The 16940-nt window shown below is 66.3% G+C and carries 19 protein-coding genes; 3 read left to right on the top strand and 16 right to left on the bottom strand.

Going from position 1 to position 16940, the window contains the following annotated elements; translation table 11 throughout:
- Nucleotides 1-315 precede the first annotated feature (315 nt).
- Complete coding sequence (locus IEW07_RS19790) at nucleotides 316-900, top strand: hypothetical protein (RefSeq protein WP_188540363.1); 585 nt, start codon at nucleotides 316-318, stop codon at nucleotides 898-900.
- Nucleotides 900-1682: an IS21-like element helper ATPase IstB gene (istB, locus tag IEW07_RS19785; protein ID WP_188540361.1), complete on the top strand. Its 783-nt coding sequence runs from the start codon at nucleotides 900-902 to the stop codon at nucleotides 1680-1682. Before IEW07_RS19790 ends, istB begins: the two co-directional genes overlap by 1 nt.
- A 436-nt stretch (nucleotides 1683-2118) precedes the next feature.
- Here istB and IEW07_RS19780 read toward each other — a convergent pair whose 3' ends face one another.
- Nucleotides 2119-3486, bottom strand: a complete 1368-nt coding sequence (locus tag IEW07_RS19780) for a sugar porter family MFS transporter (protein ID WP_188540359.1) — start codon at nucleotides 3484-3486, stop codon at nucleotides 2119-2121.
- Nucleotides 3487-3536: 50 nt separating this feature from the next.
- Nucleotides 3537-4331 carry a recombinase family protein gene (locus IEW07_RS21810; protein ID WP_371870255.1) on the bottom strand — a complete coding sequence of 265 codons (795 nt, stop codon included), beginning with the start codon at nucleotides 4329-4331 and terminating at the stop codon, nucleotides 3537-3539.
- Nucleotides 4332-4448: 117 nt separating this feature from the next.
- Between IEW07_RS21810 and IEW07_RS19770 the strand changes: the two genes are divergently transcribed.
- On the top strand, nucleotides 4449-4757 hold the full coding sequence (locus IEW07_RS19770) for a DUF4193 domain-containing protein (RefSeq protein WP_188540357.1): 309 nt from the start codon (nucleotides 4449-4451) through the stop codon (nucleotides 4755-4757).
- On the opposite strand, the gene IEW07_RS19765 is transcribed toward IEW07_RS19770, so the two are convergent.
- The 14 genes from IEW07_RS19765 to IEW07_RS19700 all read right to left on the bottom strand — a co-directional run.
- On the bottom strand, nucleotides 4666-5343 hold the full coding sequence (locus tag IEW07_RS19765) for a class I SAM-dependent methyltransferase (RefSeq protein ID WP_188540355.1): 678 nt from the start codon (nucleotides 5341-5343) through the stop codon (nucleotides 4666-4668). The two genes, IEW07_RS19770 and IEW07_RS19765, sit on opposite strands and share 92 nt — an antisense overlap.
- Nucleotides 5344-5402: 59 nt before the next feature.
- The gene (locus IEW07_RS19760) at nucleotides 5403-5792 is read right to left on the bottom strand and encodes a TnpV protein (RefSeq protein ID WP_188540354.1); all 390 of its coding nucleotides are present in this window, start codon (nucleotides 5790-5792) and stop codon (nucleotides 5403-5405) included.
- A gap of 338 nt (nucleotides 5793-6130) precedes the next feature.
- Nucleotides 6131-7003: a type II secretion system F family protein gene (locus tag IEW07_RS19755; protein WP_188540352.1), complete on the bottom strand. Its 873-nt coding sequence runs from the start codon at nucleotides 7001-7003 to the stop codon at nucleotides 6131-6133.
- Between the two features lie 54 nt (nucleotides 7004-7057).
- Nucleotides 7058-8005, bottom strand: coding sequence for a type II secretion system F family protein (locus IEW07_RS19750; protein ID WP_188540349.1), 948 nt, complete (start codon nucleotides 8003-8005; stop codon nucleotides 7058-7060).
- On the bottom strand, nucleotides 8005-9456 hold the full coding sequence (locus tag IEW07_RS19745) for a TadA family conjugal transfer-associated ATPase (protein ID WP_371870254.1): 1452 nt from the start codon (nucleotides 9454-9456) through the stop codon (nucleotides 8005-8007). The genes IEW07_RS19750 and IEW07_RS19745 overlap by 1 nt, the downstream gene beginning before the upstream one ends.
- Nucleotides 9453-10682 carry a CpaE/TadZ family protein gene (locus IEW07_RS19740; protein WP_188540347.1) on the bottom strand — a complete coding sequence of 410 codons (1230 nt, stop codon included), beginning with the start codon at nucleotides 10680-10682 and terminating at the stop codon, nucleotides 9453-9455. The genes IEW07_RS19745 and IEW07_RS19740 overlap by 4 nt, the downstream gene beginning before the upstream one ends.
- Nucleotides 10679-11404, bottom strand: a complete 726-nt coding sequence (gene cpaB, locus IEW07_RS19735; protein ID WP_188540345.1) for a Flp pilus assembly protein CpaB — start codon at nucleotides 11402-11404, stop codon at nucleotides 10679-10681. Before cpaB ends, IEW07_RS19740 begins: the two co-directional genes overlap by 4 nt.
- 135 nt (nucleotides 11405-11539) lie before the next feature.
- Nucleotides 11540-12577 carry a TadE/TadG family type IV pilus assembly protein gene (locus IEW07_RS19730; RefSeq protein WP_188540343.1) on the bottom strand — a complete coding sequence of 346 codons (1038 nt, stop codon included), beginning with the start codon at nucleotides 12575-12577 and terminating at the stop codon, nucleotides 11540-11542.
- Complete coding sequence (locus tag IEW07_RS19725) at nucleotides 12565-12954, bottom strand: TadE/TadG family type IV pilus assembly protein (RefSeq protein ID WP_188540342.1); 390 nt, start codon at nucleotides 12952-12954, stop codon at nucleotides 12565-12567. Before IEW07_RS19725 ends, IEW07_RS19730 begins: the two co-directional genes overlap by 13 nt.
- A gap of 145 nt (nucleotides 12955-13099) precedes the next feature.
- Complete coding sequence (locus tag IEW07_RS19720) at nucleotides 13100-13306, bottom strand: Flp family type IVb pilin (RefSeq protein WP_188540340.1); 207 nt, start codon at nucleotides 13304-13306, stop codon at nucleotides 13100-13102.
- 173 nt (nucleotides 13307-13479) lie between these two features.
- Nucleotides 13480-13998 carry a prepilin peptidase gene (locus IEW07_RS21280; RefSeq protein WP_371870253.1) on the bottom strand — a complete coding sequence of 173 codons (519 nt, stop codon included), beginning with the start codon at nucleotides 13996-13998 and terminating at the stop codon, nucleotides 13480-13482.
- A 241-nt stretch (nucleotides 13999-14239) separates the two neighbouring features.
- Nucleotides 14240-15253 (bottom strand): hypothetical protein, encoded by a 1014-nt coding sequence (locus IEW07_RS19710; RefSeq protein WP_188540338.1) that lies wholly within the window; start codon nucleotides 15251-15253, stop codon nucleotides 14240-14242.
- Between the two features lie 864 nt (nucleotides 15254-16117).
- Nucleotides 16118-16477 (bottom strand): site-specific integrase, encoded by a 360-nt coding sequence (locus IEW07_RS19705; RefSeq protein WP_188540336.1) that lies wholly within the window; start codon nucleotides 16475-16477, stop codon nucleotides 16118-16120.
- On the bottom strand, nucleotides 16477-16940 hold a 464-nt coding region (locus IEW07_RS19700), incomplete at its 5' end, for an IS630 family transposase (RefSeq protein WP_188540334.1). The genes IEW07_RS19705 and IEW07_RS19700, both read right to left, overlap by 1 nt.

Below are 16940 nucleotides of genomic sequence, written 5' to 3'. Positions count from 1 at the left end.
GGTGGGACGAGCACCGCCGTCTGCTACCTCCGGTGAGGAACGGCATTAGGTCGTTAGTTGCGGCGATAGCCCTGGAGCACGGACTGGCGCCAGCGTGCTGTCCAGGTTGGTGCCAGGGCTTGGCCGTTGTCGGGACCGGCCGTCGCATGTGAGCAATCGAACGGTCTTCTGACTGGGTGGTTCACCGGCCCGCGGGGTACACCGGAAGATGCGGCCGACCCTGCGACCCAGCGCCCCTTTCGCCGGCGCCGCCTCCACGTCTGGCTCACCGCCCGCCTCGTGCGCATGCCCTTCCCTGCCCATTGGAGCCCCTCTTTGCGACTGCAGCCGTTCTTCGATGATCACCGCCCCACGGCCACTGGCACCCCGGTACGGGTTTTCCCCGCGGTCGCGGCCACCCCGCGTCTGCCCGAGCCGGGCCGGTGGACCAATCCGATCCTCACCCTGTTCGTCACGATGGTGGTCTCGGTCGGCCTCCCCTGGATTCCGTGGCTGCCGGTGTTCACTGGCCTGGTGGTCATGGCACTCGGGGTCACCCTGTCGGTCCTGTGCACGATCAGCTACCTCTCCTGGCCCGACAGTCGTGAGGAGGCTTCGGTCGAAGGGGCGTGGGTGGCCCGCCAGTCCGGCTACCGGGCCGACGTCCACGGCGCGCAGCTGCGCTGGATGGACGAGCAGGGATCCGTCAAGACCGGCCACATCATCCGTGGTCCCGAGGGCTGGGACCTGGTGCTCACCGACCCAGCGCACGTGGCCACCGCGGCCACGCTGCGGGCCGCCTTCCAACAGTCCCGCCCGGCCGTCGGTGACGACGAGCTGCTGCGGGATCTGTCGGTCTACGACCGGGCCTTCGGCGTGGAGATCACCGAGAACACCACTCTCGACGGGGAGGTCGCCTGATGGGCGAGGACACGTTGAAGCAGATCGCTTACCTGGCCGCAGCACTGAAAGCACCCCGGATCGCTCGGACCGCCGCGAGGCTGGCCGACCAGGCCCGGGCAGGCGGGTGGTCCCACGAGGACTATCTCGCCGCGGTCCTCGACCGCGAGGTCGCCGCCCGCAACGCTTCCGGGGCGCAGCTGCGGATCCGCGCCGCAGGATTTCCTGCCCCCAAGACCGTCGAGGAGTTCGTCTTCGATCACCAGCCCGGCATCCGCCGTGAGGATCTGGCACCCCTGCTGGCCGGTCATTACCTCGCCGAGGCCCGCAACGTCGTGTTGCTGGGCCCACCCGGCACCGGAAAAACGCACCTGGCCATCGCCTTGGGCGTCGCCGCCTGCCACACCGGCCACCGGGTGCTCTTCGGCACCGCCAGCCAGTGGATCGATCGCCTGCACCGCGCGCACACCCAGGACCGGCTGGCCGCTGAGCTGGCCAAGCTCAAACGCTACGGACTGATCATCGTCGACGAGGTCGGCTACCTGCCCTTCGAACAAAACGCAGCGAACCTGTTCTTCCAGCTCGTGTCCTCCCGCTACGAACACGCCTCGCTGATCCTCACGAGCAACCTGCCCTTCGCCCGCTGGGGCGAGGTCTTCGGCGACCAAACCGTCGCCGCCGCGATGATCGACCGCGTCGTTCACCACGCCGAGGTCCACACCCTCAAAGGCGCCAGCTACCGGCTCAAACACCTCGGAACTGACACGCTCCCTAGCGTCGCCATCACCAAGCAGACAAACTAACCACAACCACGTGGCCCACTATTCGACGAGCACCACCGGCCCACAATTCCAAGAGCGCTGACACTGCGAGGTAGAGACACGCTCCGGGGCCCCGGCATCTCGTAGCCGGTCGGCAGCCCGAAGGTCTCCAGATCGCCAGCAGGAGCCGGGCCCACCAGCATGAACTCGTGCGTAGGCGGGCATTATCTCCATAATCGCCGTCCTGCCGCCCACCGCATACGACTCGGTGCCCCCTGCGTATCCCGTTCGGCCTCGGCGTCACGGCACCTCCAGGCCCGGACGGTCATGCCACGGCCCCACCGGGCCCAGCCGCCTCCGATGCTGAGCAGGCTGTCCCGAGGTGTTCCTCCGTTGTCTGCCGTCGCGGACCACGCCGAGGGGAGCCTCGCCCAGGAGCCGGACTTCGGGCCCGCTCATGGCCGGTCTCCTTGTCTGCTCAGGCGGAGGTGCGGTGGTGCACGATCCCGAGTTGTTCTTCCATTTCCTCCAGCGGCACGCCCTTGGTCTCAGGCATCACCTTCAGGACCCAGATCAGCTGCCCGATCATGCAGACGAAGAAGATCAGGAAGGCCCAGCCGCCACCCAGGGCCACGATGACCGGGGGGAACGCATAGGAGGTGAGGGCTGCGAACACCCAGTGGGTCAGGCTGCCCAGCGACTGACCGCGGCCACGGATGCGGTTGGGGAAGATCTCGGAGATGAACACCCAGATCACCGCGCCCTGACCGAAGGCGTGAGCGGCGATGAACACCAGCAATCCGATGAGCACCAGGACGCTGGAGGCCGGTGTGAAGACGGGCTCGTAGTAGAACATCACCCCGGAGAGGAAGCCGAGACTGATCAGGTACCCGATCGAGCCGACCAGCATGAGCCGGCGCCGGCCGAACCGGTCGATGACCGACAGCGCGGCCATCGTGGCGACCAGGTTCATCAGGCCCACTCCCACGCTCATCAAGAAGGCGGCGTTGGTGGAGGCACCGGCCCGGGTGAGCACCTCGGGGGCGTAGTACAGAATCGCGTTGATGCCCGAGAGCTGGTTGAACGCGGCGATCGCCACCGCCAGCAGGATGACCCGGCGGTGCTGGGCGGTGAAGAAGCGGACGCTAGGGGCGTTCTCCGCCGCGGCCAGCGAGGCGCGGATCTCACTGACCTCCAGGTCGAACTCGGCCTCGGTGGCGCACAGCCGGCGGGCGATCTCCACGCCCTTGCGGTCCTGACCATTACTCATCAGCCAGCGCGGGGTCTCGGGCACGGTGAGCAACAACAGCAGGAAGACGATGGCCGGAAGCGCCATCACCCCGAACATCCACCGCCAAGCGACCTCGACCGGCAGGGCGATCCGGATCAAGTAGTTGGACAGATACGCCAGCAAGATCCCAAGCACGATGTTGAACTGGACCAGGCCCACCAGACGCCCTCGGTGGGCGGCCGGGGAGATCTCGGCGGTGTAGATCGGGGCGCACACGCTGGCCATGCCCACCCCGATGCCTCCGAGGAAGCGGAAGATCATGAACAGGATGTGGTCAGTGGTCACCGCCGAGCCCACGGCGCCGACCACGTACAGCGCGCCGATGAAGAAGAGCATCTTCTTGCGCCCGTACCTGTCCGCCGGCGCTCCGGCGGTGAGGGCGCCCACGATGGTGCCGATGAGCGCCACGGCCACGGTGAACCCGAGGCCACCGGCGCTGAGGTTGAACTCCTGCGTCAGCGACTCGGTGGTGCCCGAGATCACGGCGGTGTCGAAACCGAAGATCAAGCCGCCCAGCGAGGCGACGATAGCGCTGCGAATCACGAGAGGTCGCATGGCATGTCCAAAAGGTGAGGAGGCCGTACCCCTGCGCCCTGGCCCAGGGGTCAACCGGAGGCGGTAGTCCCGTTGATCGACGTATCCGTCGAGGCTCTCGAGGTCATCCTCGCTGAGGACGAGTACTCGACATCATGCGAGGGCGCCGGCCAGGGCGGCGATCCTCGTCGCGGTGGTCCGCCAAGCGAACCATCTGTGCTGCCCGGCGCCGTGCACAGTACCGTCGGTCCTGACAAGGTCGATGGTGCGGAAAACGAAAACAGGCTCGTCCACGACACTGCGGTCCCAGCCGCGGCCCCGTTCCCCTCCCGTCTTTGACGGGATCTTATACCCGCGTGACCAGGGCCTGGGCTGTGAATGCGTCCGTCATCCCAATGTTGCGGATGTGCCTTCTGATGAACCTGTTCCTGATCCATGGTGCCTCGCGGCCATCGCCACATCCCGGGCGACCGGGCAGCCGGCTCCCCCGCTCTCGATGAGCCGCAGGCACTGCGGATCTGGAAGTCGGTGAAGGTTGGGCGGTGCCCGCACAGGTCCTTGCCGGCAGCCCGGCGCTTGGTCACGGAGTCGGTGATCCGCTCCCGCTTGATCTCCAGCTCAATGCGGGCCAGGGCCTCCATCACGGTGAAGACCATCGAGCCCATCGGGGTGTGGGTGTCCACGTCTCCCCCACCCAGGTTCAGCACCCGCAACCCCGCGCCCCTGCCCCGCAGCTGCTCTGCGAAGGCCAGCACGTTCTGCGTCGAGCGCCCCAGACGGTCCAGCGTGGTGAGGAGCTGCTCAAACACACTGGAGGCAGTTTGAGACGAGTTCCAGCAAATGCACAAACTTCCGCCGCTTCCCATCTTCCAACGGGTCTTGTGTCCGGTTCTGTGGCGGGGCCTTCTGGAATAGGGGGTTGACCAGCGGTGTTGTGGCGGGGAATCCACCACCCCATCCTTTGAAGGAGTACGCGCCTCACCATGGCCACCACCGATTACGACGCTCCGCGCACCCGGGTCGAGGACGAGCCGGCCAACGAGTCCCTGGAAGCGCTCCGGACCCGGGCCAGCACGACCTCCCAGGACCCGGTGGCCCATCTCGAGGCCGCCGACACGGCCGAGGGCATCGACCTGCCCGGTGCAGACCTCTCCCACGAGGAGCTCATCGTGGCGGTGATCCCGGAGCGGGTCGACGAGTTCACCTGCGCCTCCTGCTTCTTGGTCGGCGACCGTTCCCAGCTCGCCCGCCAGAAAGGCGAGGTGAAGTACTGCACCGACTGCGAGAGCTGAGCCCCTCAGATCTGCAACAGGTGAACGGTTCGGGCCCGTGCAGCGTGTTCCGCGAGAAGGGAACGTTGCCCACCGCCGCGTCGAAGACCCCACCGGGCATCCGGGTGTCCGCGAACGACTCCGTGCGGATCGTGGCCTCCGGGTAAATGGCCTGGGAGATGGCCGCGGTCACCGGGTCCAGCTCCACCCCGGTCATCTGCGCCCCGTCCGGGGCCAATCCGATGAAGGTGCCGGCATCGGAGCCGGGCTCCAGCACCCGCCCACCCTGGAAGCCCAGCCGCTCCAGGGCGCCCCAGACCTCGGTGGCGATCGCCGGATCGGTGTAGTGGGCATTGATCACCGTCCGGCGCGCGGCCGCGTACTCGGTCTCATCCAGCAGCTCGCGCAGCTCCACCCGGTCGGGCTCATACTCGGTGCGGGACTCGTCGAAAATCTCCGCGACCCCACTGGCACCCCAGGCCCCCCAGCGGGCCAAGGTCGTGCGCTCAAGTTCAGTGGCGGACCGCTCCTCGGCCTGCAGGCTGCGCAGCACACGCAGTGCGGCGAGGTTGGCCGGGAAGCGTGCCTGGGCCCCGGATGGGGCCAACTCGTCCTGGGCCCGGGGGACGAAACGCCCCAGCCCCTCAGACTCAGCAGCAGCCGGGATTACGCCTGTTCGGCGTCCTGCCGGGCCATCTCGTCCCAGTACTCCCGGTCCTCCCGGTTCAGCTGCTCCACGACCCGCAGCATCTGAACCACCCCGGACTCCTCCTCGTCCTCCTCCGGTTCCTGCTGCACCGACGGATCCGGAGTCAGCATCTCGGCCCGCACGATCTCCTCGGCCTGCATCTTCGACGCGTTCAGCCGCCCCACCTTCTCCAGGTAGGTCTCCCCCATTGGGTCCGGGCCGGCCAGCTCCATCATCAGCTCGCCCACCCGCTGAGCCGCCTCCTCCCCCAGCGCCTCGAACCACTGAATCGGGTCCGGGATCAGGGCGTACTCCGCGGGCGCGGTCGTCTTCCACGCGTCCTGTGCGAACTTGCCGTACGTGTTCATTACGAACCTCCTCAGGTTCCGGGAAGAGATATGCATCGAGGCTCAGCTGTCCCTCGACATGATTCCGTGCGCGCGCTCTGGACATTGGGGGGCTCCATCGGTCAACCGGCGAAATCCCCTTCACCGTATCCAGCCGCCACGGCCAGATCAGGGCTCCAACACCACCAAACCAACGCCTTTCCGGCAGAAGACCCCGAACATCACGCGGTCTCATACACGAGCTAACCCTCATTTTGTTGACATGTCAAGTAAATGAGGGTTAGGTCCAGTGAAGTGGTGCTCTCCAACATGCCGCACACATTTTTGTGGAGACGGCGTGTGGGCCGAAGCCCCGGCTGTTACCCGACGATGAAGGTAAGGGCGGTTGGCCCCAGCACGGCGATGAACAGTACCGGCAAAACTAAGAGCATCAGCGGGATGAGGATTTTCGTGGGGATTTTTTGAGCCGCCTCTTCGGCTCGTTGCCGGCGCTTGATCCGCATCTCATCGGCCTGCGTGCGTAGCACCGAGGAGATCGAGATGCCGTAGGCGTCGGCCTGGATAACGGCACGGGTAAAGCTGCGTAAGTCTGGCACATCGGCGCGTTGCTCCAAGGCCAGGTAGGCGTCGCGACGGGGGATGCCGACTCGCATTTCTTGCAGGGTGCGCACCAGCTCTTCCGCCAACGGCCCCTTGCCGTTGTGCCCGGCCCTCGACATGGCTGATTCGAAGCCCAGCCCGGCCTCCACGGCGATCATCATTTGGTCCAGGGTGTCGGCCAGTTCCAAACCGATCTCTTTCTGCCGCTCGGTGCCCTTCGAGTACAGCAGGAGATCGGGAACGAAATAGGCCAGCGGAATGAGCAGGATCACCATTAGGAGGATTATTTTGTTAGACCCGGAAAGGACAAGCATCATCAGCCCGACCACGGCCACGGTGCCCAACGCGATGACCTTGAACGCCATGATTCGGGTCAGCGGCCACTTCGCTGGCCGACCCGCCTTCGCGTATAGGGTTTCGAGCCGCTCGGCACCCTTGGCGGTGATGAACTTCCGGGCCCAACCGAAGTTGGTGGCGGAGCGGACCTGTTCCGTCTCGGAGTCGGTCAGGCCCTGCTTGAGGTTCTGTCGCACAATGCGGTCCCCGCCCCAGCGGGTGCTGACGATTAGCCAGATGGCCACTGCTGCGGCGCCGATGAGGCAGAAGAGCGCGAGTGGGATGGTCGAGGGCATGGGGTGGGTCCTTCGAGGTCCGAGGGAGAGGTGAGGGGTGGGGTGAGACGGGTGTCAGAACCTGATTTTGACGATCTTCGCCATCCAGAAACCGCCGATCACAAACATCACCAGTGCGAGAGCGATGAGGCCGTAGCCCCATAAACCGCTGGTGAGGAACTTGCCGATGTAGTCGGGATTGATGAGCGAGAGGATCCCGGCAATCAGCACGGGCAGGGCCATGAGAATGTATGCCGACATCTTGCCCTCGGCCGATAGCGTCTTGACCTGTCGCTTGATCTGGTTGCGTTCGCGGATGGTGGCCCCGACCCGGTCGAGCACCTCGGCCAGGTCACCGCCGACCTCACGGTGGATGCCGATGGCTTGGGCCACCCAGGAGAAGTCCTCGCTCTCCATCCGTTCAGCGGTCATCTCCATTGCCTCGTCGAGTCCGCGGCCGATCCGGGTCTCGTTGACCACCCGTGCCAGCTCCTCGGACGTCGGGGCCTCGGACTCCTTGGCGACCGCGTCCACGGCCCGCAGTAGAGAGTGTCCGGCGCGCAGAGATCCGGCGAACAGTTGCAGGGTGTTGTCCAGCTGGTCGCCGAACTTCTTCTTGCGCCGTCCCACCAGGAATCCGAGGCCGAACTTGGCCGCCAAGGGGCTCGCCACGAGGAACAGAATGCCCAGAACGGGGCCACCGAGGACGAGCCCGAAGAGGGCGCCGACCACTCCGCCGACCGCCACGAGCACCAAAAAGTCTGCCGGAGCGACGCGCACGCCGGCCAGATCAAGGGCGGTGGCGATCCTGCGGGTCCACCCGTAGCGCTCCAGGGTGACGGCGATCGCCTCGGTGGTGATGCCGGTGAGTTTGCTCAGCTGAGACCGCCGGGCGTCGGCGGCCGTGACCGGCGGGCGCCGCCGGTCCATCGGCAGACGCGGGCGGCGCGAGCTGGCGACGAGGAAGAGACCCGTCAGCCCTGCGGCGAGCAGCATCCCCACCCCGGCGAGCAATCCGCCCATCAGCGACCACCCCGGGGGTCGAACACCGAGGGGGAGAGCCGGATGCCGTGGTCCTCGAACTTGTCGACGAACTTCGGACGGACGCCGGTGGTCTTGGTCGTGCCCAGGAAGCGGCCGTTTCGGTCCACCCCGGCGGAGTAGTCGAAGAGGAAGGCGTCCTGAAGGGTGACGGTCTCCCCCTCCATGCCCTGGATCTCGGTGACATGGGTGACGCGGCGGGAGCCGTCCCGGAGGCGGGACAGCTGGACGACCACGTCGATGGCCGAGGCGATCTGCTCGCGCACGGCCTTCAGCGGCAGGTCCATCCCGGCCATCAGTACCAGGGTCTCCAGGCGCGAGATCACGTCGCGCGGGGAGTTGGCGTGGATGGTCGACAGGGACCCGTCGTGGCCGGTGTTCATCGCCTGGAGCATGTCCAGCGCCTCGCCACCACGGCACTCACCGACGACGATGCGGTCCGGGCGCATCCGCAGGGAGTTCTTGAGCAGGTCACGGATGGAGATCTCGCCCTTGCCCTCGATGTTGGCCGGACGGGACTCCAGGCGCACCACGTGCTCCTGCTGGAGCTGGAGTTCCACGGCGTCCTCGATGGTCACGATCCGCTCTCCGTGGGGGATGAAGGAGGACATGACGTTGAGCATCGTGGTCTTGCCCGTGCCGGTGCCCCCTGCGACGAGGATGTTCAGGTGGGCTTCCACGCACGCCTGCAGCAACTCGGCCATCTGCGGGGTGATGGAGCCGAAGCGGATGAGGTCGTCCACCTTCAGCGGGTCCTTGGCGAACTTGCGGATGGTCAGCGAGGAGCCGTTGACCGCCAGTGGCGGGATCACGGCGTTCACGCGCGATCCGTCGGGCAGGCGGGCGTCGACCAATGGGGAGGACTCGTCGATGCGCCGCCCGACCTGCGTGACGATCCGCTCGATGACGTTGCGCAGTTGCTCCTCGGAGGTGAAGGTGGACCCGGAGAGCGTGACCTTGCCGTTCTGTTCCATGAAGATCTGGTCGGGGCCGTTGACCATGATCTCGGTGACGGTCTCGTCGTCCAGCAGTGCCTGGAGGGGGCCGTAGCCGAGCACGTCGTCGCTGATCTGACGGATCAGCCGGTCCCGCTCCTCGGTGGACATCGGGACCTGCTCGGCCTTGACGATGTCTACCAGCTGCTCCCGAGCGTAGGCCCGCAGGTCGGCCTCGGAGAGGCTGGAGTCCGAGCCCCGCGAGCCGATCCGGATCATCAGCTCGTCCTTGACCCTGCGCTTGAGCCCCGCCAGGGCATCGGGAACCACCGGGGAGGCGGCGCGTGCGGTCTCCGGGGAAGAGACCGCGGGCCCCGTATGAGCCGGTTCCGGGGCGGGGGGTGCGACCTCCAGCGGAGCGGATTCCGGTGAGCCGTGGGTGACGGCCTCGACGAGGGCTTCGCCGCGGACGAGGGCGAGGCGGTCCGAAAGCTTCACGCACCCACCGCCTTCCGGTGGTTGCCCTTGCGAGGAGCCGTGTAGTCCGGGTCGAACATCCCGACCAGCTCCCGCAGCTTCTTGGAGGCCTTGTCCTTCGGGGAGTGCAGCAGAAGCGGTTCCCCGCGGTTGGTCGCGTAGCCGGCCATCTTGGAGCGGGGGATCACCAGGTCCACGTGATGCTTGATGGTGGCCTCGATGTCCTGGACGGAGAGTCCGTTGTTGCGGTCGGCGGCGTTGACCACGACCTTCACCTCCTGGGGAACGAGTCCGAGTTCGTTGAGCAGGTCCATCTGCTTGCGCATCCCGCGCACTCCGGGCACGTCCATGCCGGTGACGAACACCACATCGGTGGCCGATTCCAGTGCCGCCAGGGAGTGCTCCCCCATCCCGGGAGCGGTGTCGACCACGATGTACTGGAACTGACCGGTGAGCTGGTCGAGCAGGTGGGTGACCTGGGCGGCATTGATCCGTTCGCCCTCGATCGGGTTGGACGGAGTGCACAGGGCGTAGATCGACGCCGGGTGGACGCTCAGGAACGTCTTGAGCACCAGGGCGTCCTGGCTGGCCGGCCCGGTGGTGGCGTCGGTCAGATTGTGCTCCGGGGCCAGGCGCAGGGCCGCGGCGACGTCACCGAACTGGACATCCAGGTCCACGATGATCGTGTTCATCGGGGCAATGCTGCCCAAGCCCACCGCCAGGTTCGCGGCGAGGGTGGTCTTCCCGACGCCGCCCTTGGGAGAGGTCACCACGATGACGCGGCTGTCAGGACGCGAGGAGGAGTGCCCGTTCGCGTAGGTGCCGGCGGAGGAGGCACCGGCGCCGGGCAGGGCACGGCGGCGGGAGTCAGCGGCATCGGTGGCACGGGTGAGGACCACTCGCAGCGTCACTTCGTCGGCGGTCACGGCCACCACGTCGCGGAACCCGGCGCGCATCGCGGCCAGAGCCAGGGCCGGGTCGTCCGGTCCGACGAGGACGAGGCTGACCTCGGGCCGCTGGACGTCGAAGACAGCTCCCAATGACAGGGCGTCCTCCACCGCCACGCCGGGGCCCAGCAAGACCACGGAGGGGACCTCCCCGATCGAGCGGCCCAGCAGCTCGTCGGGGGTGCCGGGCAGGGAGGCGTTGAACACGGTCTGGACGTCGCCGGGGATCCGTCCCTCAACCGCGGCCCGGAAGCGGCGATCGTAGGCGGTATCGGGAGTGACCAGCAGGAAGCGACTCACTTGAAGTCCTCCATCCGGGCGCCGTTGTTGTTCTCCTCGGCGTCGTCGGGCTCGTGGGAGAGCCAGATGGAACCGAACTCGGCGGAGAAGATGATCTCCTCGGCAGTGTCAGCCTTCACGGCCAGGGTGACGAGCATGCCGCCTTCAGGCACCGGAGGGGCCGATCCAGCCACGGGCTCCTCCCCCTCGGCGGGGGCCTCGGCGGCTGCGGCACCTTGCACGGAGGTGACAAGCACCTTGTGAAGCTTCATGTCGGTGCGATCGGGCTCGGGGAAAGAGGCGAAGAACCCGACGGTGTCACCGGCCTTGAGCTGGCCACCCACCACACGAGCGGCGTCGAGCTGGACGGTGACCTCCTGCAATCCCTTGGGCACCGGAATGGTGCCAGGTGCCTCCAGAACCTGCGGATCGACCAGGCGCGAGGAAAGCACCTGCTCCCCGGGCTTCAAATCCACGCCGGCGACCTTGCCCTTGTACTCGGACAGGGAAGTCACAGCATCCTCAGGCACCGTGACCGCGGGCACGGTCTGCAGCTTGAGGGACTCGCCAAGCTCCTCGACAGGGGTGCCCTCAGCGATCGGGACGGTGACAAGGTAGACCTCCCGTGGTTGTTGGTTCTGCAGGGCTCGAGCGTCCGCGGAACTGATGTGGCTGCTGACGAGCACGATGCCGGCGATGGACAGGATGACCATGACAGCAGCAGCGATGATTCTGATCTTCACAGGGGTTCTTCCAGGTCTCAGAGACAGGGGGCGATGGTGCGGCAGATGTTCCGGCCGAGTGGCGGAACGAGGCAATCGGCTCGATGCTCATATAGGGGTGAGATCGCACGGCAGCGGGGACACCGGCGTGCAGGGTTATTCCTTGATGCCCACGACGGCGGCCCCGTAGTTGGGCCCACCAGAGGTGAACGCTTCATCGAGGCTGGCGAAGCGCACGAACTCGCCGATGATCCCGGTACAGGGATTGCTGCAGGTCGCCCCGCTGTAACGAGTGTTGTCGTAAGGAGTGATGCCGGGGAATCGCCAGCCGAGCAGTTTGAACGCCACCCACCCCTCGATCTTGTACCATCCCGTGTTGCCAGTGCTGCCCAGGTCTTTGTACAGCGGCAGCAGCACGGTCTGCCCCACGTGTTTATTCAGCACGCTCACGCACTGGCTGGGAAGATCATTACCGGGGTCGGAGTATGCAGTCTGGCCGACTTGGACGGTGGCAGTACACGTGGTCGACGGGACGTCGATAAAACCAAAACCGCCAGGAATATTGGCGCCCGAAGAACTCTTGAGGGGGCATCCGACTGAGGGAGGACTCTTCTTGGTGCCGGTGACGCTGTGAAGCTGGAGAAGCTGGGGGCCGGCGTTGAGATGGAAGTCGCACGGGGAGATGACGATGGGCAGGACCGCCGGGCCCTTGTTGGGCCGGTACCACTCAGCCATCGCAGTCGCCCCGACCTCGATCTCCTCCACACCTGAGCCGACGCCGAAGTTCAAGGCCAACGGGCCCTCGCCGTCGGAGTCCAGGGCATGGGTGGTGACACGCACGGTGTTGCCCACGATGGAGGGCTGGTCCACGTCCACCATGCCGTCACGGACGGTACCGGTGGCGTACTTGCGGGCTTCGGCCAGGGCGAGGGTCTTGTCAGTGGTGTTGTCACGGCTGCAGTCCAGGCCGTCTTCCTGGGCGACGCATTTCTGCGCCACGGCCAGGGCGGCCGCGTCGGCGCTGGACTGCAGCTCAGCACGTTCGGAATACATCAGGCCGAAATCCAGGGCCAGAGCGACGAAACCGAGCATGACGACCAGGCACAGAGCGACGATGACAGTGACAGCGCCGCGCTCATTCTTGTCGTGGTGGATAATTAGTGACCGCTCGAGGCGGTGAGTCAGCCGCCGCATCGCATGGCCGCCTTTCCTTCCAGATCTATGTCGTCGAAGAACCCGGTGATGGTGTCCAACTCGTATTCGATGGTCACGGTGATCATTGAACCCGCTACACACGCAGGGGAAGCCGGTGGGGCAGAAGGGGCAGCCTTGAAATCGGTGACGTCGAGATTCAAGGTGGGAGCTGCCAAGCGGCCGGTGTTCACGGCGGTGCTCCAGTTGTTGGAGACTGCCATGGTGCGGGCGGTTTCGCGGGCGGCGTGAGTGAGGCTGATCTGGGCGTTGTAGCCCCGGCCGAACTCGATCACTCCCATGATGATCAGGAGCAGGAACGGCAGGATCAGGGCGAACTCCACAGCAGCAGCACCGCGTTCAGAGCGCCAAGGGTTCATCGGTCGCGTCCTCCGGTCGGAAAAACGGGCAGGGTCACGGGGTGGTGCAGGCGGTGCGGCAGGCTGAGTGGGAGGAGCGTGGACGGCGAAGCGCCGCGACGCCCCGGAGGGACGCCGCGGCGCTTCGGGTGGTGACCGGCCGGTGTTACGGGGTCACGTCCATCTCGTTGGAGACGTCGGTGAAGGTGGCCTGGAGCGCCGGGCCGAGGATGACGAAGGCGGCGATCAGGGCCACGGCCATGAGACCGATGATCAGGCCGTACTCGACGGCGGTGGCGCCCTTGGCCTCGTGGGCGAGGCGATCCTTGGCGTCGGTGAAGAGGTTCTGGATGAAGACGAGCATGGGCAGCATGAGGAGTCCTTCGGGTCAGGGTGCGTGGTGCAGAGGGACGGGTCGAGTGGGATCACGTTCTCTTGGGCAACGCCCTCGCTACGGTGGTTACCGACCCGTTTAAAGAATATGCATACCCATGTGCTATAGCAATACCATGCAAAAACATCGTCACATATCTGACGTAATCCTGCTCACCCCACGTTGACCAGGGAAAACACTGTAAAAACACCGGTCAGCATGGCAGGCCCGAAGGCTACTTCCGTGTCCCTATTTGTGGGGTGGAGGACCAGCATGCAGGCGGCAATGATCGCGCCGATCGCCGGGCCGGCCGCAGCCCCCAGGATCCAGGGTCCCCATCCCAGGGACCCGAGGTACAGGCCGGCCACCGAAGCGAGCTTTACATCACCCATGCCCATCCCGGACGGGGAAATCAGGGCCAGGGTCAGGTAAAGGAGGAACAGAGCGGCCGAACCGGCCAGGGCTCGGCTCACCACCCAGGGGTCCCCGGCGGCGAGCCCGTGGGCGGAGATCGTGAGGATGCCGACCAGCAGGGCGGGGCCCACCAGGGCGTCGGGCAGTAGGTGGTGACGGATGTCAACGACCACGAGCACCATGGTGAACCCTCCTAGGGCTAGCCATGCCGGGAGGGCAGCGGCAGACTCCGTCAGTAGCGCTACGGCGGCGAACAGCAGCGCTGCGGCTGCCGCCATCCCCGCCGTCGTCCCTGTCCGTCCGACCTCCGCGTCAGATAAGGGACCACGATGGGTGAGAGGAGAAGGGTCGAAGCTCGCCAGTGACCGGGCACCGACGAGTCCGGCCAACGCTCCGAGCCCGGCGCAAACCATGATCATCGGACGGCACCGGCGGCATGCGTGGGCCTGTGCGTGGAGCGAAACATCCGCCCCGGTCCCGTCCGCCCCGATGCCTTCCACCACGGCAGGCGGGATTCAGTCACCGTGACTCCTCATCGGCGTGGGCGGCCACCAGGGCCAGGACCTTCGGGTCCGCCCTGGCCCGCTGGATGTGCTGATTCATCCAGGTGTAGAGCTCGTGCTCGACCCCGACGGAGCGGGGCAGGCGGCCGTGGGCGGCCACGAACTGCTCCAGCTGGCTCACCCGGCGGGCGTGGGCCGAGGGATGCCCCAGTTCGGCGAGAATCTGCAGCACTTCCGGCTCTGGGTCCCGGGCTCGGTCAGCTCGGTGCAACCAGCGGTAGAGAGACAGCTCCTCCTGATTCCCGTAATGCCGCGGGGCCCGGCCATGGGTCGTGACGAAGGTGCGCAACTGCTCGATCCGCCGTGCCGCGTCCGGGGAGAGGCCGCGCTGACGCGGCTGATCGGTAATCAACCCGTAGGGTTCGAGAATTTCCCGCACCGGCTCAGCCAGCTCCGGGTGGGCCAGCGCTGCAGCGGCCCACCGGGCCAGGGAGCTTTCTTCCGGGCGGGTGCGTGTCAGTTTCGGGCGACGCCCGAGGGAAGTCACGAACGCGCGCAACTGCTCCAGCCGCCGATCGGCGTCAGTGCCCATCGTGGGGGTATCGGTTTTATAGCGTCCCACGATTTCCAGTACCCGCTCGTGCGCCCCGTGCCGGTTGCGATGGGCTGCCAGCCAAATGGCTAACGACGCTTCCTGCTCATCCTCGGCACCGGTGTTCGGGAGTCGGCCATGGTCAGCGACGAACTGCTCGAGCTCAGCCAACCGGGTCCCGGTGCGCACGGTCGGCTCACGGGTGAATCTCCCCAGCCGTTCCACGAGCTCCACGACGACCGGGTCCGGGTGGGGGCGCTTGAGGTGGCGTTGAACCCACCGTCTCAGCTCCTGCTCCTGCACGTCTCCGGATCGATGGCTCGGCAGCCGCCCCTGGGCATTGATGAAAGCCACTAGCTCCTTGCGGCGGCGTTCGGTCAGCTGAGCAGTGGCGTCGGCACCGTAGCCACCACCGTCGGTGATGATCTGCAGTACCACGGGATGCGGGCTGTTGGAACGACTGTGCTTGTATGACCACTCTGCCAGTGCACGCTCCTGATCCTCCTTTGCCCGTCGAGCGGGGAGCCTCCCATGGGTGCTCACGAAGGCCGCTAGCTGCTCGGCGCGACCGCGGGTAGTCGCGGGCATCTTGTCGTCGAAGGTGTAGCCGTGCCCAGGAAGATCAGAGGAATCGGGGGTGAAAGACATGAGGTGGTGCGCGGTCCGCCTCGCGCCGAGGTGGGCCGCCGGTCCTTTCTCGTCTAGAGCGTGGGGAAGCGCACAAGGGGGCGTTGTATACCGAATATGGGACACCGCGCCAGGTGATGGCCAGAAGAGCCGGATGTACGCCAAAGACTTTGGGGTTCCAGTCCAGCAGTATTCCCTCCACGGGACCGCTCTCGCGGAGGAAACGCCGAGTCTGGCCGAGCAGGGTTGCGCACTGTCACTGCCATAGTCCCGTTGCATCCCCAACCAGCCTGCGGTGACACGGGCACCGGGGAAGATAAGGGTGAGCTGCCGCCGGGCTCCTCGCTCAGGGAGTCAGGTCTTGTTGAGGATGCACGGGTCCGACGGGAATCCTTCCGGGTGAGGTTAAGCGTTGAGGGTATCGACGGTGGCGACCTTCTACCCGATATCGGCGATGTCGGCCAGTCTGGGCCGGGACCGGTTCAGGGCTTCGAGACCCGTGTAACGGCGGTCCTCGGCCCACCCGTCGTGCTGTGCTGTCAGCGCTGCCCTACCCACCTTGGAAAGAGCGGTGAAGGCCAGAATGTCGGGCCACACCTCATGCAGGTGGGAGTGCACGGTCGGGCCCTGGGGCTCCGCGGTCTCCAGGAGCATTCCGGGCGAGACAGTCCCTCCTTACAGCTCATCGCGCACCTGAGGGTGGATGGGGCCGGAGTCCGTGCGGGGCGGCACTTCTTGGGCGTCACTCAGCGCGGTCCTGTCGTCCCGGGCCAGGGCGATGCAGGTGTCTCGCAGAGTCTGCGGGGTGATTCGCTCTGGGATACCCGCGTCCGTAGCCAGTTGACGGATGGTGCGGAAGGCCTGAGAGGGATCCCAGGCCTTGCCGGTGGCGGTAATGAACAGCGGCCGGTCATCGTGGCTGATTTCGGCATCCTTGCCAATCCGGTGGCCGAGATAGGCCTCCAGGACCGCTGCGGCCCCGGCCGTGATGGGAACCCGTGCACGTGTGCCACCCCTACGGGTGACTTCCAGCACTAGTGGCCCGTACTTGAAGTCATTTGGCGGTTGGCTTTGTTGAGGATCTCGGTGCTGGTCTTGGTCCACACGAAGGGGTGGCAGCGGTCGTTCCAGCCGGTGACGAAGGCACGGATGCGCTTGTTGAGCTCTGCCACGGAGGCGACGTCGGCCCGGTGCAGGGCCTGACGCTCGATGATGGAGAACCAGACCTCCACCAGGTTCAGCCATGACGCCGAGGTGGGTGTGAAGTGCACCCGGAACCGCGGGTTCTGCGCCAGCCAAGCCCGCACCTCGGGCGTTTTGTGGGTGGCGTAGTTGTCCATCACCAGGTGCAGCTCCTGGCTCGGGTAGGCCCGGGCGACCTGTTTCAGGAAGGCCAGGAACTCCTGGCGCCGGTGCCTTGGTTTGAACGCGGCGGTGACGTGGCCGGTGGCGATCTCCAGGGCGGCGAACAGGGTCGAGGTGCCGTGGCGGACGTAGT

Source organism: Kocuria dechangensis, from assembly GCF_014636775.1.
Lineage (GTDB): Bacteria > Actinomycetota > Actinomycetes > Actinomycetales > Micrococcaceae > Kocuria > Kocuria dechangensis.
Note: the sequence above shows the minus strand (reverse complement) of the source record. Positions and strands in the feature narration are given on the sequence as shown.